The sequence below is a fragment of the Marinobacter sp. DSM 26671 genome (assembly GCF_900112835.1).
Taxonomy (GTDB): Bacteria; Pseudomonadota; Gammaproteobacteria; order Pseudomonadales; family Oleiphilaceae; genus Marinobacter; species Marinobacter flavimaris.
Genome location: NZ_FONF01000012.1, coordinates 96236 through 118117, shown reverse-complemented (window position 1 = coordinate 118117; position 21882 = coordinate 96236). Strand labels below are relative to the sequence as shown.

At 56.5% G+C, this 21882-nt stretch carries 18 protein-coding genes; 12 read left to right on the top strand and 6 right to left on the bottom strand.

The annotated features are described in order from the left end of the window. Positions 1-21: 21 nt before the first annotated feature. The 5 genes from BM035_RS14260 to BM035_RS14240 all read left to right on the top strand — a co-directional run bounded on the left by BM035_RS14260 (position 22) and on the right by BM035_RS14240 (position 7839). Positions 22-1620, top strand: a complete 1599-nt coding sequence (locus tag BM035_RS14260) for a dihydrolipoyllysine-residue acetyltransferase (RefSeq protein ID WP_092032716.1) — start codon at positions 22-24, stop codon at positions 1618-1620. 9 nt (positions 1621-1629) lie between these two features. Further along, positions 1630-3468 (top strand): protein kinase domain-containing protein, encoded by a 1839-nt coding sequence (locus BM035_RS14255; protein ID WP_092032714.1) that lies wholly within the window; start codon positions 1630-1632, stop codon positions 3466-3468. 288 nt (positions 3469-3756) lie between these two features. Continuing rightward, a complete protein-coding gene (locus tag BM035_RS14250) occupies positions 3757-4722 on the top strand; it encodes an ABC transporter substrate-binding protein (protein ID WP_092032711.1) in 966 nt (321 codons plus the stop codon). A 256-nt stretch (positions 4723-4978) separates the two neighbouring features. Then, a complete protein-coding gene (locus BM035_RS14245; RefSeq protein WP_254775514.1) occupies positions 4979-6844 on the top strand; it encodes a methyl-accepting chemotaxis protein in 1866 nt (621 codons plus the stop codon). 116 nt (positions 6845-6960) lie between these two features. Continuing rightward, entirely contained in the window at positions 6961-7839 is an 879-nt protein-coding gene (locus BM035_RS14240) for a peptidoglycan-binding domain-containing protein (protein WP_254775513.1), read from the top strand. Between the two features lie 3 nt (positions 7840-7842). On the opposite strand, the gene BM035_RS14235 is transcribed toward BM035_RS14240, so the two are convergent. From BM035_RS14235 to BM035_RS14230, 3 genes are all read right to left on the bottom strand, one after another. Further along, entirely contained in the window at positions 7843-8094 is a 252-nt protein-coding gene (locus BM035_RS14235; RefSeq protein WP_008171147.1) for a hypothetical protein, read from the bottom strand. A 234-nt stretch (positions 8095-8328) separates the two neighbouring features. After that, complete coding sequence (locus BM035_RS22640) at positions 8329-8481, bottom strand: hypothetical protein (RefSeq protein WP_008171150.1); 153 nt, start codon at positions 8479-8481, stop codon at positions 8329-8331. A gap of 170 nt (positions 8482-8651) precedes the next feature. Beyond that, a complete protein-coding gene (locus BM035_RS14230; RefSeq protein ID WP_008171152.1) occupies positions 8652-8903 on the bottom strand; it encodes a YdcH family protein in 252 nt (83 codons plus the stop codon). Between the two features lie 167 nt (positions 8904-9070). Between BM035_RS14230 and BM035_RS14225 the strand changes: the two genes are divergently transcribed. Continuing rightward, positions 9071-10039 carry a beta-ketoacyl-ACP synthase III gene (locus BM035_RS14225; protein WP_092032703.1) on the top strand — a complete coding sequence of 323 codons (969 nt, stop codon included), beginning with the start codon at positions 9071-9073 and terminating at the stop codon, positions 10037-10039. 148 nt (positions 10040-10187) lie between these two features. Continuing rightward, positions 10188-10460 carry a YebG family protein gene (locus BM035_RS14220; RefSeq protein ID WP_008171158.1) on the top strand — a complete coding sequence of 91 codons (273 nt, stop codon included), beginning with the start codon at positions 10188-10190 and terminating at the stop codon, positions 10458-10460. A 30-nt stretch (positions 10461-10490) separates the two neighbouring features. Here BM035_RS14220 and BM035_RS14215 read toward each other — a convergent pair whose 3' ends face one another. Further along, the gene (locus BM035_RS14215) at positions 10491-12947 is read right to left on the bottom strand and encodes a YbcC family protein (RefSeq protein WP_092032701.1); all 2457 of its coding nucleotides are present in this window, start codon (positions 12945-12947) and stop codon (positions 10491-10493) included. After that, on the bottom strand, positions 12944-14563 hold the full coding sequence (locus BM035_RS14210; protein ID WP_092032698.1) for an NADH-quinone oxidoreductase subunit L: 1620 nt from the start codon (positions 14561-14563) through the stop codon (positions 12944-12946). The genes BM035_RS14215 and BM035_RS14210 overlap by 4 nt, the downstream gene beginning before the upstream one ends. A 100-nt stretch (positions 14564-14663) precedes the next feature. Between BM035_RS14210 and BM035_RS14205 the strand changes: the two genes are divergently transcribed. From BM035_RS14205 to BM035_RS14190, 4 genes are all read left to right on the top strand, one after another. Next, entirely contained in the window at positions 14664-15575 is a 912-nt protein-coding gene (locus tag BM035_RS14205) for a LysR family transcriptional regulator (protein ID WP_014577006.1), read from the top strand. A gap of 84 nt (positions 15576-15659) precedes the next feature. Beyond that, a complete protein-coding gene (locus tag BM035_RS14200; protein WP_008171165.1) occupies positions 15660-17156 on the top strand; it encodes a flavin-containing monooxygenase in 1497 nt (498 codons plus the stop codon). A gap of 79 nt (positions 17157-17235) precedes the next feature. Further along, on the top strand, positions 17236-17913 hold the full coding sequence (locus BM035_RS14195) for a FadR/GntR family transcriptional regulator (protein WP_008171167.1): 678 nt from the start codon (positions 17236-17238) through the stop codon (positions 17911-17913). 3 nt (positions 17914-17916) lie between these two features. Then, entirely contained in the window at positions 17917-18912 is a 996-nt protein-coding gene (locus BM035_RS14190; RefSeq protein WP_053115301.1) for a bile acid:sodium symporter family protein, read from the top strand. A 14-nt stretch (positions 18913-18926) separates the two neighbouring features. Here the strand turns inward: BM035_RS14190 and BM035_RS14185 are convergent, their stop codons facing one another. Next, on the bottom strand, positions 18927-19571 hold the full coding sequence (locus BM035_RS14185) for a molecular chaperone DnaJ (protein WP_092032695.1): 645 nt from the start codon (positions 19569-19571) through the stop codon (positions 18927-18929). 158 nt (positions 19572-19729) lie between these two features. On the opposite strand from BM035_RS14185, the gene BM035_RS14180 reads away from it, so the two are divergent. Beyond that, a complete protein-coding gene (locus BM035_RS14180) occupies positions 19730-21853 on the top strand; it encodes a TonB-dependent receptor plug domain-containing protein (RefSeq protein WP_008171173.1) in 2124 nt (707 codons plus the stop codon). Positions 21854-21882: the final 29 nt, after the last annotated feature.

Sequence of the window (21882 nt, the reverse complement as noted above, 5' to 3'; positions counted from 1 at the left end):
TATCAGGACAGGAGAGCGATTATGAGTGATTTTATACTGCCCGATATCGGCGAAGGTATCGTGGAATGTGAACTGGTCAAATGGCTGGTCAGCGAAGGCGATGTGATTGAAGAGGATCAACCAGTCGCCGAGGTAATGACCGACAAGGCCCTGGTGGAGATTCCTGCACCCTACAAAGGCCGCGTGACACGCCTTTACTACAAGGAAGGCGACATCGCCAAAGTCCATGCCCCGCTGTTCGAGCTGGTGGATGAAAGCGAAAGCAGTGGTCAGGCGTCAGCGGCCAGTTCTCCGGAACCTGCCGAAGCAAAGCCGGCTCCCGAGGCGGAAAAACAGCCGGCTTCCGGCGCCGAATCGGACGATAACGCCACCGAAGACTTTATCCTGCCGGATATCGGAGAAGGCATCGTTGAGTGCGAGGTGGTGGAATGGCGCGTTGCCGAGGGTGACGAAATCGAGGAAGACCAGCCTGTCGTGGATGTTATGACCGATAAGGCCATGGTCGAGATTACCGCCCCTAAAGCCGGGCGCGTCACCAAGCTTTATCACCAGCAGCAGGCCATGGCCAAAGTTCATGCCCCGCTGTTTGCGTTCACTCCCCGGGATCGTGAAGAGCCGGAGGAAGCTAGAACCAAACCCGAGCCCGCGGCTCAACTCTCAACCGTGACAGCCTCGCCTGTCGCTACGGCCAGCCGACAGCGTATTCCGGCCAGCCCTGCCGTTCGCCGCCTGGTTCGGGAGCATGAACTCAACCTCTCGGATATCCAGGGATCGGGCAAGGATGGTCGTGTTCTGAAAGCCGATGTACTGGCTCATATCGAGGAAGGCCCGAAACAGGCCCAGAACCAGGCTCCCGCCGACGATGCGCAAACTGCCACGGCCAGCAGTGCCCGCAGGGTGCCTGCCGCCGATCAGGAAGCGCGAGTCGAACCCATCCGCGGAATAAAAGCTGCGATGGCGAAAAGCATGGTCAAATCGGCCACCACCATTCCTCACTTTATCTACAGCGAGGATATTGATGTCACCGATTTGCTCAAGCTGCGGGAACAACTGAAACCGGAGGCAGAAGCGCGGGGCTCAAGGCTGACGCTCATGCCCTTCTTCATGAAGGCCATGGCTTTGGCGGTTCAGGAATTCCCGGTTCTCAACAGCCAGCTCAACGATGACGTCACGGAGATTCACTACCTGCCCCAGTGCAATATCGGTATGGCGGTGGATGGAAAAGCCGGCCTGACGGTGCCGAACATCAAAGGCGTGGAAAGCCTCTCGTTGTTGGGCATTGCCGACGAGGTTGCGCGCCTGACCGAAGCAGCCCGATCCGGCCGCGTCAGCCAGGAAGACCTCAAGGGCGGCACCATTACCATCTCCAACATTGGCGCATTGGGCGGAACTTACACCGCGCCCATTATCAACGCGCCGGAAGTGGCCATCGTTGCCCTTGGGCGCACACAGAAACTGCCCCGGTTTGACGCCAACGGCCAAGTGGTGGAGCGCGCCATCATGACCGTGAGCTGGGCCGGCGACCATCGCATTATCGACGGCGGCACCATCGCCCGATTCTGCAACCGCTGGAAGGGCTACCTGGAATCGCCCCAAACCATGCTCCTGCATATGGGCTGACGTTTCATCATGGCGCAGAAGACGCAACTGCAGCAGTTCTACATACCCGAAGAGCAGTCGATCTATCTGCTCAGCCATGATGATGCCAAAAAGCTCAAGGACTGGGTGGCGCTCTGCGCTGCCCAGCTCCGCCAACTCGGCTACCAGGACATAGAGCTGATTGGCAAAGGTGCGTACGGCTTTGTATTCTCGGGCCGCCTGCCCGGCACCGCAGCCGGGGGCCCGGAACACGTCTTCAAGTTCACCCGCATCAATCTGCCCCGGCATCTTCAGGACCGGCTTGAAGATGAAGCCTACATTCTGGAGCAGGTCCGCCACCCCAGGGTGCCACGGCTGATTTCCTACCAAAGAGCCAATAACCAGCCGATTCTGGTGATGGAGCGTGCTGCCGGATTAAATCTGGAAGAGGTTTCCCTGCGTGATGGTCGTCTGAAACCACGGCTCATCATGCGCATCGCGGACCAGCTGGCCGACATCCTGCGAAACCTTCGCCGTGAAAATGGACCGGCCGGCAGGCCAATCGTTCATGGCGATATCAAACCTTCCAATCTGGTCTTCGACGCCAGCACTGAAAACATTGCCCTGATTGACTGGGGCTCCTCCGTGTTTGCTCAGTTGGACGCCAACCAGCAATTCATCACCGCCAACGTGATGGAGCTGATGTCCGACAACCTCCAGCAAACAAACGCACGGCTCGGGGATGTGTATTTTATCGGCGAGGAACAGCTCAACGGCGGGCTGTCGTCTCCCCGTTTCGATGAACAGGGAGCAGCCGGCACGCTCTATGCCCTGGCGTCAGCCCAATCCTGCCGCTTTGGCCATCGGGCCATCCCGGCCACCTCACTGGGCCTGCCCATGGAATTCGCGCGCATGCTGGATGGCATGCTATCCCCGGATCCGGACACTCGCCGCAAGGCCGGCGATTACTACCTGACAGAGATGCCGCGTATGGCCCGCACGGTGATGATCGATCTGCCGGAAAGCCCGGTCGCGGCCCAGGTACCCGTGTGGGTGCGTGCCTCTGACCAGGAAATTGACACCGTGGTTTACAGCTCGCGCAAATCCTTTCTCAGGGAGGAAGGCGCACCGGAAACCCTGAACGACGTCAATGACGTACAGCTGGACCGCTACTACAAGAATTTCATGCAGGGCATGGGCGAAACCGAAAAGGCGTTTCTGGCAGCCGTGAGCCGGCTCGGGCGCTACCCGGTGGAAGGTGGGCTGGCCGTGCGCTGGGAAACCGATGGCATCTACATCGACACTTCCCTGAATCTGCACGATCCTGCCTTGAAGTCGGCGTTTGTGCAGGCCGTCAACAATATGGTCTACCTGGCTCAGGCGATTTATCGCAAGGGGATTTTCAAAAGCTGCCTGTTCAACGCCCGCAATACCCTGCACTTTGATCGCGATGACCCAACCCACCCCTTTGTTGTATCACCGGATATGAAATTGCACTACGAGGTCAGCCCGGCGCCTGAGGTTGAAGACGAAAGCCGGGTCCACTCCTACTTCGAGGATGGGCCGGACCCGGAGGAATTCCTGGTGCTGCCCGACACCATTATCCATGCCCTGGAAGAGCTTAACGCCATCCATCATACCGGCATGATCATCTTCGAGGCCCTGCCCCGCCATCTCAAAATCCACAGCCATTATCGGCTGCTGGACCCGGATCGGGAGCAGGATTTCCGCCGACTACTGGACGTAATCCTGTCATCGGTGGAACAGATTAGCGGCCTGGGTGTCTCCGGATTCATGAAAATGCCCTACAAGGACACCCGCTTCTTCCCTCACATCGAACGCCTCCCTGAGCGGTATTACCCACGCAATCCAAGGACCGAGCTCGCGTAAACCTCGGCCCAGACTCGCTTTTCCATGTCCGATTTTTCGGACGCAATTGTCCGGTAAATCCAACACATTCAGCCCAGCACGCCGCCAACTGTCCAGTACACCGGACACATCACGCTAAAAACGGGAAACCAAACCCTCCATATCATTAAAAAACCCTTATTTTCAGTGAGTTGGCCAACTGGCACGGTTTCTGTATTCAAGCCGGTAACAATTATAAAAACTGCCTGAAGAACAAATCGCTAAGTATTCGGTTTTTCAACCTTGCTCGGACAATAATAAGGAACATCTATGCGTTTACTCTTCCTGGCTCTTTTGGTGGTCAGCCCCCTGTGCTTTGGCAAAACCGTCGTCATCATCCAGAGTTACCACCTCGAGTACAAATGGGACGCGGACTATATCGATGCGGTCCGCTCCGTACTCGGTCAGGATCACGACCTTCACGTGTTCGAACTCGACACCAAGCGCCTGTCGAAACCGGAATGGCCACAGAAAGTGGCTGAAATCCAGAGCAAAATTCCAAACGTTAATCCCGACGTTGCCATTCTGGGTGATGACAACGCCTTTACGTTGATGGCTGACCACCTCGTCGCCCAAAAGATTCCCGTGGTCTTTCTTGGTGTGAATGGTGGCCCCGTTCAGCACCCTACCCTTGAACACCCGCTGGTCACTGGCATCCTCGAACGCCCGTTCTTCTCCGAGAGTATCCGTCACCTGAGAAAGATACTCCGGCAGAAAGAGCGTTTCCTGGTTCTGATGGATGACTCACCTACCATGCGTAATGCGGTGAACGAATACTTTGGTGACAAGCGCCAGGCCACGATCTATGGTTCCGAACTGGACATCGTTCTGACCAACGACAGGGACACTTGGTTGGACACGGTCGTAAATGCCCACGAACGTTATGATGCTGTTGTGCTGGGCACCCACCACACCATCCGTGACAGAGATGGCGAGTACGTCATACCCCATGATCTGCTGAAGGAAGCATTTTATCGGGCTCAGCTCCCACTGTTTTCATTCTGGGATATCTTTGTTGGCGAAGAACAAAGCATCGGCGGATTCACTATCTCGGCCAAACAAGAGGGGCTCACCGCAGCCAGGCTGGCCTCGTTGATCCTCAATGGCATGAGACCCGATCAGATACCGCAGCTTAAATCCCTAAGTGGGCATTACGTGTACAGTGCGAGCGGCCTTGAACACTGGAATCTTGATCTCTCCCCCATGATTGCGAGCCAGGCCAACTTTGTCGAGTAACCGGGGCGCCGCTCAACCAGAGACGGCTGCGCCCAAATGAAACACCGGCCTTAAGGCTTCAGGTTTCAGTGGCGCTGCCGATAATCACTAAAACAACTTACTGAAGGATGACGTTTTGGCTTCCTCTGTCCTCTCATCTATAGAGCGTAAACTGGGTGTCCCAGGGAAACTGTTGATTGCGCCGGTATTCATTCTTTTGCTCTTTGCCTCGGTAACTTTTTTCAGTGTTTATGAATTCCAGGAACTAGACCGTCGAATGAACACCGTCGCCAGGGACTTGGCACCGGACACCTCTATTGGGACCGAATCGGTCATCAGCGTCTATCGGATGCGCCTGCGTGTTTTCGACTATTTCACCACTGGCGATGAAGAAACCCTTGCCCACTTCGGCGAGCTAGAAGCCGAGTTCAATGAGGTGATGGCGAGAGCGCAGGAGAACATCCAGGACCCTGATGCGGCCAAACTGGTGGATCGGATCAAGACCACCACCGATGAATACATCAAGGCATTCCAGAACGAGCTGGTTCCGGCCAAACGCCAGGTCCTGAAAATTATCAAGGATGAGCTGGACGTATACGGTCCAAATGCCACCAAGGCATTGCGGATGGCCCTTAACGGGGTTGCCAACCGGGAACCCGAAAGCGATTTGAGGGCCGGCCTCGAGCAACTGCTGAACGATGCCATGGTCATGCAATTGACCGCCCAACGCTACCTGACCAACGGTGATGAGGATTCCCGCAAGGCTCTCGGTTGGGCCATAGAAGACCTGACCGATGCACTGGAGCTGCTGCAACCTGAAAATGGCCCGGACTTTGTGCAGGTCTACATGCAAACCGTTGTCGAAGAGCTGGCAAACTATCAGGCTGCAGTTCAGAGAATGGTGGAACAGCAGAATATCGTCGTCAGCGTCAAGGCAGACCGACTCGATGTACTCGGGCCCGAAATCGCCCGCATGGCGCGCGAGTTGGAGGCCAGTATTTTCGCGTCTCTCGAGATGGAAGCGGATGAGGCAACGGCTGCCACTGATCTTGCACTCAAATTCACGCTCATCGCTTTTGTTGCTTCTGCGGTTCTCGGATTGATCGTTGCGGTATTGATGAGTCGCTTGATGGGCTCAAGCGTGAAGCGTGCGAAAACAGAAATTCTGGGCTACCTCGACGACATCGCCAACAATAACGGCGACTTGTCCACCAGGCTGACCCCGGGTCGCCCAGACGAAATCGGTGACTTCATCGACGCAGTCAACACCTTCCTGCAAACGCTTGAGGAAACGATTTCCCGAATTGTGACGGCGTCTCGCCAACTGACCGGCGAGTCCGAATCACTTTCCGGTATCACGGAGCGCACAACTGCCAATTCGGAGCAACAGCGCGACCAGATCACGCAGGTGTCTGCCGCCATGCAGGAAATGGTGTCCACCTCCGAAGAGATCGCCTCGAACACCAGTGAAACGGACGAATCGGCCCGTAAGGCCTCATCGCTTGCGGATTCCGGACAGGAAACCGTTGGCTCTGCGATTCGGGCGGTTACCAACTTGGCCAATCAGGTTGAGAAGGGGTCTACACGGATCCAACAGCTGGAGAACGAATCGGCCGAAATCGGCAATGTGCTGGCTGTTATCCAGAGCATTGCTGAGCAAACGAACCTTCTGGCGCTCAATGCCGCCATTGAGGCGGCTCGAGCCGGTGACGCCGGGCGGGGTTTTGCCGTGGTTGCCGATGAAGTTCGGGGATTGGCCAAGCGCGTTCAGGAATCAACCGTTGATATCGAGCGGATTGTGTCCCAGCTCCAGAGTGGCGCGGCCGGCGCAGTAGTGGACATGAGCAAGGCCAAGCAGATGGCTGAAGAGGCCAGCGAGGAGGCAAGCAAATCGGGCGAGGCTTTGACGGACATTCTCGCGGCGGTAAACAGCATTGTTGAAATGACCACCCAGATTGCGAGTGCCACCGAGCAGCAGAGAGCGACCGCCGCGGAGATGACCCAGAATGTGGAAATAAGCAGTGGCGCAATTGAGGAACTGGCCGGAGACATTTCCCAGGTGAATCACTCAAGCCGCTCTCTGGCGAACATGGCTGATGAATTGAATACGCTCGTGCGACGCTTCAGGGCCAGTGAATCCTGAACACACAATGGTTGCAGATGTTAACCAATTCACGAGAGCGCAGATGATTACCTGATACCTTTGGGTTTCAAGTTACACAATGTAACTGGAAACGGACTGCCCGGAGGTATCCCGCCATGACGCGCTCTCAATCACCCAGGAAGCAAGGCGCTCGCGGCCCTGTCATTGCCATGCTGACAGCGGCTGCCTGCCTCGGCACTGCTCAAGCCGCCGAACCCGAGAAAGTTATTTTCGCCGCCGAAAATGCACTTTACGGTGCCGGTCATGATATCGGACGTGCGGATGGGTGGATTGATGAGCAACTCCGAGCTGCCATACGCGCCTATCAAGCTCAAAATGGGCTGCAAACCAACGGCAACCTGGATACGGCAACACTGAAAGCGCTCGGCGTGGCCAAAACATCCAGCGCACCCATCACTGCAAATTCAGTCGGCAGTCGAAAGGCGTCATTGGCACAGCTCGGTTTGTCCCTCCCCGAGCCCGCGCCCAATACCCCGACCATTGCCATGGCTGAACCAAAGCCTGCACCAGAACCTACCCCGGACCCCATTCAAAAATCTTCCGAACAGGGCGAGCCAACAACTTCGCTCGATGCCGAACCTGATGAAAACCAGATAGTTACTGAGGTACCCTCGAAAAAACCTGAAGTAAAGGCACAAGAAAAAGTGGCGGAAGCAGCCCCGAAAGCACCCGAACCGGTAGCTTCAGAGCACCCTGCTCCAACTTCAGCTCCAACTCCCGCGCCGGAACCTGCGGTCGCCGAAGAAACAACACCAGAAGCCACCAAAGAACCAGACCCGGTGCTGGCCCAGCTCCCTGCAGAGCCCACCAGTGCGGGACCCGCCGAGCCGAAAGCAGCGGATACGAAGAAAGCCCAGCCAATCGAGGGAGAAACCACTGCATCGACAAATTCCGCGGTTGCCGATAATTCCCATAGCACCGGCGGCGGGTTTTTCAGCGTCTTATTCGATTTCTTGTTTGGCTGGCTGGTGTGAGCGTCAGCTCTGCAACCGGTCTTTAAAGACTTTCCAGTCAATCACGTTGCCGTCGGAATCGAAGTGGACGTATCCGCGGAAACTCGGATCATCTTCCCAGGCCTTCACAAAGCCTACGGTTTCACCGGAGTCTGAGACGATCTCAAAGGCTTCGCTGCGGGCATTGGCAATGTCTTTATCAGGCTCGGTATCTGAACGCTTGAGGCTTACGGAGGAGTCTAAGGGCAAATTGCTTTGAAGGAATTCCTGGATCATCGTCGAGCTCTCCTTTCAGGGTGAACCGGTCTGGTTCTGGAGGTAGCGTAACTATAGGACGATCCGGTAGAAGAGAATACAGATTCAGATCAATTTTCTTAGATTTTTTCGAGATAAAAGGGCTTTAAGAACAATGGGATATTTCATTCTTGTGACAGTCTGTAACCTTCTGGGCTGATTATTTTTCAACCAGTTCAGAAGGTTACCGAAAGCAGAGTCGATCAGTCACGAGGATCAGAATTTCCAGAACGGAGTGCTCAGTTTCTGTTCAACCAGTTCAGGGGAGAATCCCACATCGTTCAGCAACCGACGATCCATAGTCATCACCAGATGGATAAAGTTGCGCTTCATCCGCCAGCCTTTGTAAAGCGAAGCAGCTCTTTTCATTTCATTACTCCTTGGTCAACCCAGAATATTGGTCTCTGAAAACAGGGACCTTGTTTAATTAGGGTCCTATTCTAAGCTTGACGAGGAGCTTTCTGAATACTTGGAAACCCCTATAAACAGGGGCTCCAAGCATTATTGGGTGTCAGAATTGTGTACTTTTGATGGCAGTCTTATGACGCCTTGGCGTTTGAAAGTAACACTTGGTAAAGGTCATCTTTCAGCTGTGCGCGTTTCTGCTTCATGCGGTGGAGTTTGTCATCACCGATGGGAGAATCCCTCTTTTCCAGCCCTTCAATTTCGTGGTCGAGATGCGTGTACTCCTGAAGCTTTTCGTTGAACTTGAGATCATTGTTCTTGAGTTCCTGAATCAGTTCTCGGTACTGCGGGAATTCTACGTGAAGCTCATGGCTGGAAATGCCCATCGTATTCCTCTCCTCTTCTTTGCAGAGTGTTGATCAAGGCTGATCACCTTCAGCATAGACGAGCGTGCCAGTTTCTGGGCGTCTTTGACAAATCGCTAATTACGCACGACGTTGCATGGGTATAGCATGGTAGTACGTTATCCAGTTACGCCTCGGGACACTTGCGAATGACCTTTGCACGAATTACCGGCACCGGTTCCTACCTGCCTGAAAACATTGTTACCAACAAAGACCTCGAAAAAATGGTCGACACCACCGACCAGTGGATTCGCGAGCGCACAGGAATCGAACGACGTCACATTGCCGTTGAAGGCCAGACCACAGTGGATCTTGCGGAGCAGGCTGCCAGGAATGCCATTGATGCCGCGGGCATCAATGCGCAGGACATCGATCTGATCGTGTTTGCCACCTCCACCCCGGACAAGATTTTTCCGAGTTCCGCATGCATCCTGCAGGCGCGTCTTGGCATCCATGGCTGCCCCGCGTTCGACATACAGGCGGTATGCAGCGGATTTGTATACGCCCTCGCAACAGCCGAAAAGTTCATCAAGACCGGAAGCAGCAAGAAAGCCCTGGTCATCGGCGCTGAGGTCTTTTCCCGCATCATTAATTGGGAAGACCGTGGTACGTGTGTCTTGTTCGGCGATGGTGCCGGCGCGGTGATCCTGGAGGCCGACGAAGAAACCGGCATCCTTTCCACCCATATCCATGCCGATGGCCAGTATGCCGATTTGCTGCACGTTCCCTGCGGTATTGCCGATGGCTACGACCAGGTCAAGGCCGGGCGAGCATTTGTGGAAATGAAAGGCAACGAAGTGTTCAAGGTAGCGGTCAACACCTTGGGCAAGATCGTTGACGAAACCCTGGCAGCCAACCAGATGCAGAAATCCGAGATCGACTGGCTGGTTCCGCACCAGGCCAACCTGAGAATCATCTCGGCCACGGCAAAGAAACTGAACATGTCCATGGATCAGGTTGTCGTGACGGTGAATGAGCACGGCAACACGTCCGCTGCATCGATCCCCCTCGCCCTTGATGTGGCTGTGCGAGATGGGCGGATCAAGCGCAACGAGGTGCTTCTCCTTGAGGCTTTTGGCGGCGGATTTACCTGGGGCTCTGCACTGCTCCGTTACTGATCGGCCAGCTTTCTGATCGCCACTCGTTTTGAACCAAAGACGGGCTTCAGCTTTTGTTGAAGCCCATTTTTTCATTGTGTTTACCGCACCCTGTCAGATAGACTGTATTTTTATACAGTACCAATAACGCTCACTGCGAGGAATAACCATGGCAGTACAAGCAGTCTACTTTTCTGATAGGGACGGCCTGGATATGGCACTGAAAAATCCTGAGACGATGCTGTTCACTTCAAAAGCCGAAGCCGACGCCCGGGACAAAGTGCTCGAACTGGCGGAGGAAATTCAGGTATTCCTTGGCCGCAAGGTTGAAGGCCTGGGCGACGATCTGGCCGAACGCTGTGCCATGGCCATAGCGGAGGACAAAGACCTGTTCCAGAAAGCTCTCAAAAAGCCAGAGCTGCTGAACGCAGAACAGGAATAGCAGGACAGGGGCGGCGCGGCCGCCCTCCTCTCATGCCACGGCTACCCAGTTGCCATTGTCGTAACGAGCTACGCCCTGGCCAGACATCCGGTGCAGACTGACCCACTGGTTTTCCACCAGAGCCGCCACATCTGGCTGGCGGCGCAACACAGATTCGATCCGATCTTCCGGCGCATCAATCAGAACAGTAAGACGAACCGGTTCATGACGCCAATGCGTGCCATCGTGGACGGACTGCAGCGGCAGTCCAATTCTCAACCGTGCGTTATTACCTTCGACAACGCCGACATTCCCGCCAACCACGGAGTGCAGGAGCTTGTTACCCGAGCCATACACTTCGGGAACCGTTACCGAAGCGAAGTACTGAAGATTGATCCAGTTGGCGACGATCATCGGTGCCGCCAGCAAAGCCTCCAGAAGACCGCCATCTTCGTCCAGAGTCGGATCGTAATCGTGCAGGAATACGCGGCCGGACAGGTTGCAGCCCCGGGTCCTGCTGCGCTTCGCGAAGATGATTGCCGCGTTATTGGCCAGCCCCCACTCCGGACGAACCTCTGACCAGTCCCGGGTCCGGGTTTCCATGGCCTGCTTGAGGTTATCGTCGTCCAACCCGTTCAATTTCAGCGGCGTTGCCCGCTCTTTTCGAGCCCGGATGCCGGCTGTTTCGAATCCGGCTTCCAGATCTGCCAGGTGCTGCATGTGCGAATCCGGGATAAGATGGCGATCAGCAATCGTTACCTTGTCCGTCGCGGTGCAGTGCTCGGCAGCGACCGCCCAGGTGAAGTCCGGAATTCTGATACCTTCGTCGGCAAGCCCCGCCCTGACCTGTGGATCATTGACCAGGCTTGCTGCAAGCCGGGCGTTCACGCCGCCGCTCTGGCCGCCACATGCACCACAGTCGAGACCAGCCTGGTTCGGGTTGTTATCGGTATGACAGCCATGGCCAACAAGTACCAGCAAAGGCGCGAAACCACTGGTCAGAGACATCCCGCGGAGCATATTGGCCGCCAGCGCAACCCTCTCGGCATCAGAGAGCGGGTCGCCTCCGTGGCTATGGACCAGACGCCCCTCTACACTTTGGTCAGGGCGGGTTTTGTGGCCCTTTTTCAGAGTGTCTTTCACCAGTTTCCAGGCCCAGGCCAAACCGGTGGTCTCAACCAGCGTGAACGTCGACAAGCTGGTGTATTTCGCCTTTCTGACTGATTCACGGGCGATCTCTCTCTGATCGAGAGAGCGATTCACTGCCAGATCCTCTCGCAGGCTGCCCTTGGTATCAATCAACCGGAAAGACGCGGGCAACAGGCCCGGCAGTCGGCGGGCCGGGGCAAGCGGTCCGTGTTGCTGATGATCGATTGGCATTCCGAAAAAACCGGCGAATCCGAGCGTCTGCACGTCGGGGCACACTGCTTCAAGGTGGCGTCGCATCACTTCGGAGCGAACATCGATACAGAAAACCGCCTGGACTGCAGGAATGCCACGCCCGGAGTCTGGCAACGCCTGCTTGAGCGGCGCAGATTCAAGTGCCTGCCACAAGGTGCGCTGGTAACCAATCTCGAAGGCACGCTGCCACACCCACAGCCTGCTGCGGTCATCGTAGGCGCCCCTGCGACTCGCGCGGGCTCTCTGCCTCTGCCACTCTGCTTTCTGTGCCGTCGAGGCGAAGGCTACCCCTGCGGACTCCCAGACCAGCATGATCGCCAGAATGTCCTCACACCGATCGGATGAACGCCCCTCAAGGCCTGCCCGCCAGTCTTCTCCGCGACACCAGGAGGCCCAGCCGTTCACTCTCAACAACAGGCTATGGCACAGCGCTTCCAACTCATCTCCACGAGCGCCGATCCGATTCAGCGCCTCCTGTACTGCCTGATCCCTGCCGTCCGGAACCGTCTTGAAGAACGCACGGCCCCCTTTCAACCCGGTCGTAAAATCAAGCGCCAGATCCTGCCTGACTGATTCAAGCCAAAAACCGAACAACCCCCCATTGGCCTGGTTGCCCGAAACGGACCATCGGCTCTGGCGCTGATCGAAAAAGGCGCCGCAAACGCGAGAAACCTGGTCGCAAACGATGTCAGTCAGAACACCGGCCTCCTCGTGGGCATTCGCAACCGCAACGGTATCCAGAATGGAACCGCGCATTGGCGCAGTTATCGCCCCCTTTCGACCCAGCCAATCAAGGTACCAGGCGGTATTCCGCTCATCGCCGCGCTCCGCAATACTTGCCCTCAGATCGTCTTCCCGAATCCGGCCACCTTCCCAGGCTTCTCGATAAAACTCGGTTGGCATAAGCATACTGAAACCCGCGCGCTCGTTGAGCACCTGATCAACCCGCGGGGCCGGAAAATGTCTCAGCCCCCAGAACGGATTCACCGCTATCCACTGATCGAGAGGCCAAACAGGGGCGATCAGGTCGCAGGCCTGTTTAACCGGTTTACGCCAGTCATCGCTCAGCCACTGCAGTTCCGGTAACGGGGCGCTTACATCGCTCATGATCTCTCCTCCAGTCTGAACGGATGATGCGGAACCCTGCGGAACATGGCCGGCACCTTCAAAGCCTCCGCCGCCAGGAAGCGGGTCAACCGATCAAAGGGCAATTCCAGGTAAAGCCCCTGAAGAAAATGAACGCCCAGAGCGCGGGTGGCCGGGAAGCGAGCACCGAATACAATCATCAAAGAGCACACGGCGAGCAGCGTTACCAGAGTGGCGCCCGTTCCCAGAGCAATGCCGGGGACAGCAAACCCTTCCTGCTCGGGAACGGCCGGGCCGATGAGAAAGTGCAACAATGAGTACAGCGGAACCAGGAGCACTGCCAGTCCCGCAAGCTTCAGCTTCACCGCTTTGGTTGCTCCGGCCGGGATGCCCATGGCGGCCGCCGATACCGCCAGCACCAGCAATGCTCCGAAAACCGGATTGTTTTCCACGATCCACGGGAACTGAACCAGGATCGCCGCCGCCAACAGGCCGGTAAGCCCGGCCCAGGAGAGCCGGTTAGCAGAGGGAGATTCGGGAAAACGCGTTGCTGCCGATACCGCCACCGTGCGACCAGAAGCCAGGAACGAATGCGCCTTGTACAGCGAATGGGCCAGTAGATGCAGCAGTGCCAGTGTGTAGGCCCCCATGCCGATTTCGAACAGCATAAAGCCCATCTGCGCACAGGTTGACCAGGCAAGAGCATGTTTGACCGAGTACTGGGTCATCATGGTGAGAACCGCAACGACCGCCGTCATGCCGCCGATCACGAGCAGAATCATGTGGCCGGCCGTAAAGCCATCGAACACCGGGAATAAACGGAGCCAGAGGAAACCGCCAAGATTGATAACCCCGGCATGGAGCAGCGCAGACACGGGCGTGGGAGCCTCCATAACGCGGATGAGCCAGCCATGAAAGGGAATCTGGGCGCACTTGAGAACCGCCGCCAGAGCCAGAACCACCGAGGCAACTGTCAGCGCTGTTGAGCCACCGGCTCGGGCGCCCTCATTCTGGATGATGTCTGGCAGGTAAAAGGTGCCGTAATGCAGGTAGAGCGCCACCACACCAAAGACCACCAGCGCATCCCCCACCCGGCTGACGATGAACTTCTGAACCGCCGCCATTCGCGCCTGGGGCCGGTCCTGATAGAGGGTGAGCAAATGATGCAGGGCCAGACTGACACCAATCCAGGCGCCTGCCAGAATCAGCAGATGGTTGGTAAACACCAGTACCAGAACAGAGGCAACCGTCACCAGAAACCATGGAAGAAAACGGTCACGGCCAGGGTCCTGGCTGAGGTAGTTGTCTGCAAACCGAAGAATAACCCAGCCAATAAACGCCACCATCGTGGCCATCCAGACCGCTATCCCGTCTGGATACAGGCCGAAGCGCCCACCCAGGGTGGCTAAACGATTGCTGTCGCCTCCTGTATAGGGCTGAATCAGGAGGAGGATTCCCATCACGACCGAAACAGCCATGGAAGCCAACAATGCCCACCCGGCAAGTCGCCAGCAGTGGTTCACTTTCAGTGGATTCTTCAGCCAGCCAGTCAAACCGGCAAGCAGGAAGAGACCGACCGGCAGCAGCAGCCAGAGTGCGAGGATCGAGAGCAATGAAAATTCGGCGATTGGATTCATACTTGCAAACCTCCTGATTGCAAGTACTTTGCCGATCCTCGTCACATATAAAAAATGGTTTATACTTATCAGATCATTCGTTTTTAGAGAACGAAATCACATGAAGCTGAATTACCATCACCTTTACTACTTCTGGAAGGTCGCGCGAACCGGTCACCTGACGCGGGCAGCTGACTCGCTGCATATTTCCCAGTCGGCGCTGTCGGGTCAGATACGCAAGCTGGAAGACAGCCTGGGACACGACCTCTTCATTCGCGAGGGGCGGCGCCTCAAGCTGTCTGAAGCCGGGAGAATGGCATTCTCCTACGCCGAGGAGATCTTCCGCCAGGGTGAGGAACTGACGGCATTGTTCGCCTCCGGCGCTCAACCAAACCGCGAGATACTCCGGATCGGGGCGGTGGCCACCCTCTCCCGTAACTTCCAGGAAGGCTTTCTTCAGCCGCTGCTGAACCGCGAAGACCTTGAGTTGAGCCTGCAAAGTAGCCACATGGATGAGCTGCTAAGACGGCTCTCGGCGCATCGACTGGACTTGATCCTCGCAAACCAGGCGGTACAGGGAGATGAACAGAATCCCTGGCGGTCACGGCTGATTGCCAAGCAGCCGGTCAGCATCATCGGGCCGCGGGGAATAGACGTTCAGGGCGATTTTGTCGACGTACTGCGTGGCCGAAGCCTGATTGTGCCGGGCCCGGACAACAACATACGCCAGGCCTTCGACCAGTTGTGCGAGTATCACAGGCTGCGTCCCAACATCGCCGCCGAGGTGGATGATATGGCGATGATGCGACTTCTCACCCGGGATACCGGTCATTTCGCCATCATGCCTCCGGTGGTCGTGCGCGACGAAATGAAGAGCGGAACCCTTGCAGACTACGGCGCCCTGCCAGGCGTCTTCGAGGAGTTCTACGCCATCAGTATCCGGCGCCAGTTCGAGACGCCGGCACTCAGGGAACTGCTATCCCAGACTCAGGACAATTACCTGACCCGGACGCCGATTGGTCATTCTGACTAGCCCGAGTGGCGAAAAATGTCATCCATAAGGCTGACTTACATCCGTATACTGAAGCGGAAAGACCACAATAATAACGCCGGACATATGATCATGAGCCAAGCCAGCCTGCGAGAACACCCGTCCATTCTGATTATCGGTAGCGGTTTTGGTGGTCTGGGCATGGCCATCAAACTGAAACTGGCCGGATTCAATAACCTGACCCTGCTGGAAAAAGCCGACCGGGTTGGAGGTACCTGGCGTGATAATACCTACCCCGGTGCCGCCTGCGATGTGCAATCCCACTTTTATTCATACTCCTTCGAACCCAAGCACAACTGGTCGCGGAAATTCGGATTGCAGCCCGAAATACTCGGGTATATGGAGCACTGCGTTCAGAAATATCGCCTGGGCAGTCACATCCGGTTTAACTCCGAGGTGCAGGAAGCCGCGTTTGACGACGAAACAAATCAATGGTCGGTGACTCTCGCAAACGGTGAGCAGCTGACCGCCAACGTACTCATCACCGCCACCGGACAGCTCAATCAACCTGCCTGGCCAAACCTGAAGGGCCTGGACCTTTTCCAGGGCAAGATGTTCCATTCAGCCCGCTGGGATCATGATTACGACCTCTCCGATAAACGAGTGGCGGTCATTGGAACTGGCGCGAGTGCCATTCAGTTTGTTCCGGAGATTGCATCGAAGGTAAAGCAGTTGGACCTGTTTCAGCGCTCGGCGGCCTGGGTCCTGCCCAAGCCGGATCGGCCTTTCAAGCGCTGGGAGCAGACGCTGTTCCAGAAAGTGCCGGCCTGGGATCGCCTTTATCGATACCTCATTTATTGGAAAAACGAGAGTCGCGCCCTCGCTTTCACCAAATTCAGTGGCCTTCTCGAGTATTACGCGAACATGGCAAAGCGGGAGGCCAGAAAACAGGTCACAGATCCCGCCAAGCTGAAAAAGATCATTCCGGACTACAAGATCGGCTGCAAACGGATTCTGATTTCCAACGACTGGTATCCGGCCATCAACCGGCCGAACGTGAATCTTATTACCGACCCTATTGACCACATTGACGAGTCCGGCGTCATTACGCACGAAGGACACCACCATGAAGTGGACGCAATTATCTGCGGCACTGGTTTTCGGGCCTCGGAGTTCCTGTCACCCATCCGGATAACAGGCCGGGGCGGAAAGACCCTGAACGAGGCCTGGCAGAACGGCGCTGTGGCGTTCAAAGGCATCACCGTCAGTGGCTTTCCCAACATGTTCATGCTCTATGGGCCCAACACCAACCTGGCCCACAACTCGATTCTGTACATGCTTGAGTCCCAGTTTCGCTACGTTCTGGAATGTCTGGAGGCGCTCGAAAAGTACCCTCACTCCGCCATGGACGTCCGGCAAGACCGGCAGGACCGTTTCACCCATGTGGTTCAACAGGGCCTGGAAGACACGGTCTGGAGCTCCGGCTGCACCTCCTGGTACCTCGATGAGCATGGGCGCAATACCATCAACTGGCCGGGATTCACCTTCACCTACCGGTTCGCGACCCGCCGGGTAGACACCGCTGATTACCAGTTTCTTTACCCCGGCCAGACCGCGGGGTAATCGGGTGAAAGCCTTTGCCCTTGAACCTCGGCCATATTCATAGGATGATTGGGTTATAGGTTAGAAGGATGACATACACATGCTGGAACGTATTCGCAAAGGCTCGCTGGTCGAGACTGCTATCGAAAGTCTCAGAAACGCCATCGAAAAAGGTGACTGGTCGGTTGGCGATCGCCTGCCCGTCGAATCAGAACTTTCCGAATCCCTCGGAGTAAGCCGCAACACGGTTCGTGAGGCGGTTCGGGTGCTGGTACACGTGGGGATGCTGGAAACCCGCCAGGGGGATGGCACATACGTACGAGCGACACGGGACGCCGGGGAGACACTGCGGAGAATTGCCCGCACCCAGCTGGCGGAGCAGCTGGAGGTCAGGATCATGCTGGAAACGGAGGCCGCCAAGCTGGCAGGGCACCGGCGGACAGAACAGGATCTCCGGCACATGACCACAGCCCTCGATGCTCGCGCCAAAGCGGGAGATGACCTGCAGGCTCGCATCCGGCACGACGAAGCCTTCCATCATGCCCTGGTTGCCGCTTCTCATAACTCAGCGCTGATCGAGCTCTACGACTACTTTTCCCACGCTGTCAGCCAGACCATCGAGCAGACCGAAACCGACGCAGACCTGCCGGAACCCTCCCAGGAAGACCATGAACTCCTGCTCGCGGCGGTCCGGCGTCAGGATGAGGGCAAGGCAGAATCCCTGGCAAGGGCGCTTTTGAAACCCAGCCTCCAGGCCTTGAAGCGTCGGGAGTCCTGATTCATGAAATTCCGGATCGACACCTTTACCCTGCTGCTCCTGGGCGCCATCGTATTAGCCACCTTTCTGCCTGCAACTGGCCAGGCAGGCGAGGCACTGGCCACCGCCGGAACGGTCGCCGTCGCCCTGCTCTTCTTTTTCCATGGCGCAGCGCTGTCCCGGGACCAGATTATTGCCGGTGCCACCCACTGGCGGCTGCACATTCTGATCACTTCGCTCACCTTCGTATTTTTTCCACTTGCGGTGCTGCCGATTAACGGCCTCAGCAATATCGCACCATCCTGGATGCCGAAAGATCTTGGTTTGGGGTTTCTTTACCTGGGCGTCCTGCCGTCGGCGGTGTCCTCTTCCATCGCCTATACCGCGATGGCGCGGGGCAATGTTCCGGCGGCAATCTGCAGCGCAGCCGCCTCCAATGTCTTTGGCATGATGCTGACGCCATTCCTGCTGTTGCTGTTGGTAAGCACGTCCGGCGGTGGGGATTTCTCCGTAGCGGAAGCCCTGAAAGACATCGTTCTGCAACTGCTGCTGCCTTTTGCGGTTGGGCATGCGCTCCGACCATGGCTCGGCGGATTTCTTGGCAGAAACGAAACACTGATGGCCCGATACGATCAGTGCGTGATCTGGCTGATCGTCTACTCCGCTTTTTCACATTCGGTAGAGAGCGGACTCTGGGAGAATCTGCCCCTGCAGGCCATCCTTTTCGCCATTGCGCTGTGCCTGGGCTTGCTGCTGCTATTCATGGTGTTTGCCAGGTTCCTGGTACGGCGATTCGGGTTCAGCCTGGAGGATGAAGCCGCGGTGGTGTTCTGCGGCTCCAAAAAGAGCCTGGCGTCTGGTCTGCCCATGGCCAAGGTCCTGTTCTCAGGGCACCCGGGCTTCGGCATGATCGTGTTACCGATCATGTGCTACAACCAGATACAGGTTATCGTCGGAGCCTTCCTGGCCCAGAAGTACCGGGATAAAATTGAAAGGGCGAATGCAGAGAAAACGGGTTGATCTGGGCGGCGAAATCAACCGCCACCCATTCCGCCAAAGAGTGTGGCAAGAATCGCCAGCCCTACAATCCAGCCAATCACCGCCGGCCAGAAATTGACCATTTGCGGTGGCTGTTCGCCCTGCTCTTCAGCCATATCGGGTTCCGGGTAATTCCGATCGTCGGCCGCCTCAGGCGCCTGCTCCACAGTGAACCAGTCGAACCGCTCACCGAGAAACTGGGCCACCGGCGCCGGAAAGGTACCGTTTTCCGCCATCGGCCGTATCTGGGGCTCCAACTGGCGACCAATCTCGCGTCGCAACCGCGGCTGATCGGCGGGCGGCTCGTCCAGAATGGCTTTCCAGATGCCCGGGTCCTTGCTTCTTGAGGAGTCATTGAGCAAGGCCTTGATCTGGATAACCACCTCACGAACCACCTGGCCCTCGTTGGCATCCAGCGGACGATCAGGCTCCTCGTCCTGCACCTCGCGATGCGGTTCAGTCTGAACCGTGTCAGAAGCCTGCTTTACCGGGCCCGGATCGTCCCCGACTGCCTCCCGGAAAGCCGCTTCCAGGCTCTTTGCCTCGTCTTCCGAAGCAAACTTGAGCTGTTGCTCATACGCATCCTGGATCTTCCGGCGATCGCCGGTCGGCTCAATTCCAAGGATTTCCCAACAATTCATAAAGCTGCAACTCCCGGGCCTAGATTTATTACATTTCAGAGAGACAAACTGTCTGTAGTCCCTTACGATAGGACCTAATCATAATAAAACCGCTTTATCCTTTTTTCTCGGCAGATTATAGAACGTCAACCATGCATCAATCGACAAAAACGGCAGGAATGGGTGACCGCCGCCCTCTGGCAACCTGCTTCGGCATCAGCCTTGCCCTGTCCGCCCTGCTTCCGGCTACCGCGCTCGGCCAAACTGACACACCTGATTTCATGCCCGGCTTGCTTGCCCTCGAAGGCGAACAAAGCGAAATCCCCGAAGTACTGACTACGACACGATTGCGCCAGTCAAAACTCAGGGTTCCCGGCACCACCACGATCATCACCGGCGACATGATCCGTGACCTCGGCATCATGAACCTCGTAGAGGCATTCCGGCTGGTTCCGGGCATGGTGGTTGGCCACTGGGGAAGTACCAACCCGGTGGCAACCTATCGCGGTACTTCCCAATACGAGCAACGCCGCCTGCAGGTTCAGATTGACGGGCGAACCGCCTACAGAATCAGCCTCGCAGACGTAGATTGGCTGGGCATGCCGGTGGCACTGGAAAATATCGAACGTATTGAAGTGAGCCGGGGCCCAAATTCCGCCGCCTATGGCATCAACGCGTTTCTTGGAAGCATCAATATCATTACCCGCTCACCGCAAGACACGGCGGGGGTGGAAGCCTACACCTCGGTTGGGTCCCGTGGTCACCTTCGCACGTTTACCTCCGTGGGCGATACCGATGCCGACAAAAGTTGGCGGTTGTCGTACGAGAAGCGCAAATCCAACGGCTTTGATAGTCAGATTGATGGCGGCCAGGAGATCCCCTTTCACGATGGCCACGACATCAACAACTTCAATTTCGACAGCGTATTCCGAATTGACCGCCAGCATTCGGTTGACGTGCGAGCAGGCGTTCTGGATGGCGTAAATGAAGAAGATCTCGAGAAGTCCGGAAAGCTGGGCGCCACCACAAACCCGGACATTATCATGGATGACTACTACCTCCATGTCCGGTTCGACGGAGCGACCTCGCCCGACCACTTCTACCATATCCAGGCGAGCTATCAGAATCAGCGACAGAGGCAGCGGTGGACCGTTTCCGCGCCTGCAGCGGAGATCAATGCCCTGCTGCCGACAGGGTTCCCACCCTTCCCCGAGGATCAGGGTCCGTTCATCGCTGACCTGAACGAAGACCTGGAAGAAACCCGGCAGGAAATTGAATTCCAGGACACCATTATTTTCAGTGACCAGTTCAAGCTGGTCTCCGGTGTGGGCTATCGCAAGGACTCGTTCAATTCCGAAACCTTCTTTAACGGTAAAGGGGACAATTACCAATCCCGGGTATTCGCCAACGCTGAGTACTCGCCCTTTCGGTGGCTGACCTTCAACGCAGGCGGCAACTGGGAGCGGACCACGACCACCGATGAAGACTATTTTTCCCCCAGAGCCGCGGCAAATTTTATCCTGAACAACAACCACGCGCTGCGGTTTGTCTTTTCCCGGGCGGTCCGCACACCGGATGCCTTCGAGCAGAATCCGGACTGGTCCTATACACCGACCAACGTTCAGCCACCCTTTGAAGCACTGGATGGCCAGAGAATCAAAGTGGAAGACATCCTGGACCCGACTACGTCCACTTACGGGCAGGAGTTGGAAGAGGAGTGGATCACCTCCCGGGAGATCAGCTACTTTGGCCAGTTCCATCTGGAAAGTGCCCTGCTCTCGGTGGAAGTGCGCTACTTCAACGACGATTTCCATGACATGATCAGTGGCGTCATCAACGAAGAAGAATGGTATATCGCCAACAACGTTGATCTTGAGCAGGAAGGCGTCGAGCTGGAAACCTCGCTGGAGTTTTCCGGAACCAAGCTCCGGGCTACCTACGCGTATCTTGAGCAGGAAGGCAGATACACTGGCGACCCGGCCGCGCTTCCGGTCGACAAGCAGGAACGTGCCGTAGATCTTATGGGCCGTCTCTCCGCCCGTGACTCCGGTAGTTTTGCCTGGATCCAGGATCTGCCAATGGGCTTCATGACCTCAGCGGCCATGTACTGGACCAATGAAGTGCGCAATACCCGGTTCGAGCGGGCCGATTTCAGGCTCGCACGTCGGGTGGACAGAACCAACTACAGTTATATGCTGGCACTGACGATCCAGCATTACCTTAACCCCAAGCCATGGATCAGCCCTGACAACCGGATTGAGGATCAGAACCAGTTTTTTGTTGAAGCTGGGATTCGTTTCTGAATTTAACAAGGAAAGCGTGAGCCCTGGAC

Bases quoted from the DNA above. Each gene is read 5' to 3' on its own strand.
- BM035_RS14260 (WP_092032716.1), top strand. From the start codon at position 22: ATGAGTGATTTTATACTGCCCGATATCGGCGAAGGTATCGTGGAATGT.
- BM035_RS14255 (WP_092032714.1), top strand. From the start codon at position 1,630: ATGGCGCAGAAGACGCAACTGCAGCAGTTCTACATACCCGAAGAGCAG.
- BM035_RS14250 (WP_092032711.1), top strand. From the start codon at position 3,757: ATGCGTTTACTCTTCCTGGCTCTTTTGGTGGTCAGCCCCCTGTGCTTT.
- BM035_RS14245 (WP_254775514.1), top strand. From the start codon at position 4,979: ATGAACACCGTCGCCAGGGACTTGGCACCGGACACCTCTATTGGGACC.
- BM035_RS14240 (WP_254775513.1), top strand. From the start codon at position 6,961: ATGACGCGCTCTCAATCACCCAGGAAGCAAGGCGCTCGCGGCCCTGTC.
- BM035_RS14235 (WP_008171147.1), bottom strand. From the start codon at position 8,094: ATGATCCAGGAATTCCTTCAAAGCAATTTGCCCTTAGACTCCTCCGTA.
- BM035_RS22640 (WP_008171150.1), bottom strand. From the start codon at position 8,481: ATGAAAAGAGCTGCTTCGCTTTACAAAGGCTGGCGGATGAAGCGCAAC.
- BM035_RS14230 (WP_008171152.1), bottom strand. From the start codon at position 8,903: ATGGGCATTTCCAGCCATGAGCTTCACGTAGAATTCCCGCAGTACCGA.
- BM035_RS14225 (WP_092032703.1), top strand. From the start codon at position 9,071: ATGACCTTTGCACGAATTACCGGCACCGGTTCCTACCTGCCTGAAAAC.
- BM035_RS14220 (WP_008171158.1), top strand. From the start codon at position 10,188: ATGGCAGTACAAGCAGTCTACTTTTCTGATAGGGACGGCCTGGATATG.
- BM035_RS14215 (WP_092032701.1), bottom strand. From the start codon at position 12,947: ATGAGCGATGTAAGCGCCCCGTTACCGGAACTGCAGTGGCTGAGCGAT.
- BM035_RS14210 (WP_092032698.1), bottom strand. From the start codon at position 14,563: ATGAATCCAATCGCCGAATTTTCATTGCTCTCGATCCTCGCACTCTGG.
- BM035_RS14205 (WP_014577006.1), top strand. From the start codon at position 14,664: ATGAAGCTGAATTACCATCACCTTTACTACTTCTGGAAGGTCGCGCGA.
- BM035_RS14200 (WP_008171165.1), top strand. From the start codon at position 15,660: ATGATCATGAGCCAAGCCAGCCTGCGAGAACACCCGTCCATTCTGATT.
- BM035_RS14195 (WP_008171167.1), top strand. From the start codon at position 17,236: ATGCTGGAACGTATTCGCAAAGGCTCGCTGGTCGAGACTGCTATCGAA.
- BM035_RS14190 (WP_053115301.1), top strand. From the start codon at position 17,917: ATGAAATTCCGGATCGACACCTTTACCCTGCTGCTCCTGGGCGCCATC.
- BM035_RS14185 (WP_092032695.1), bottom strand. From the start codon at position 19,571: ATGAATTGTTGGGAAATCCTTGGAATTGAGCCGACCGGCGATCGCCGG.
- BM035_RS14180 (WP_008171173.1), top strand. From the start codon at position 19,730: ATGGGTGACCGCCGCCCTCTGGCAACCTGCTTCGGCATCAGCCTTGCC.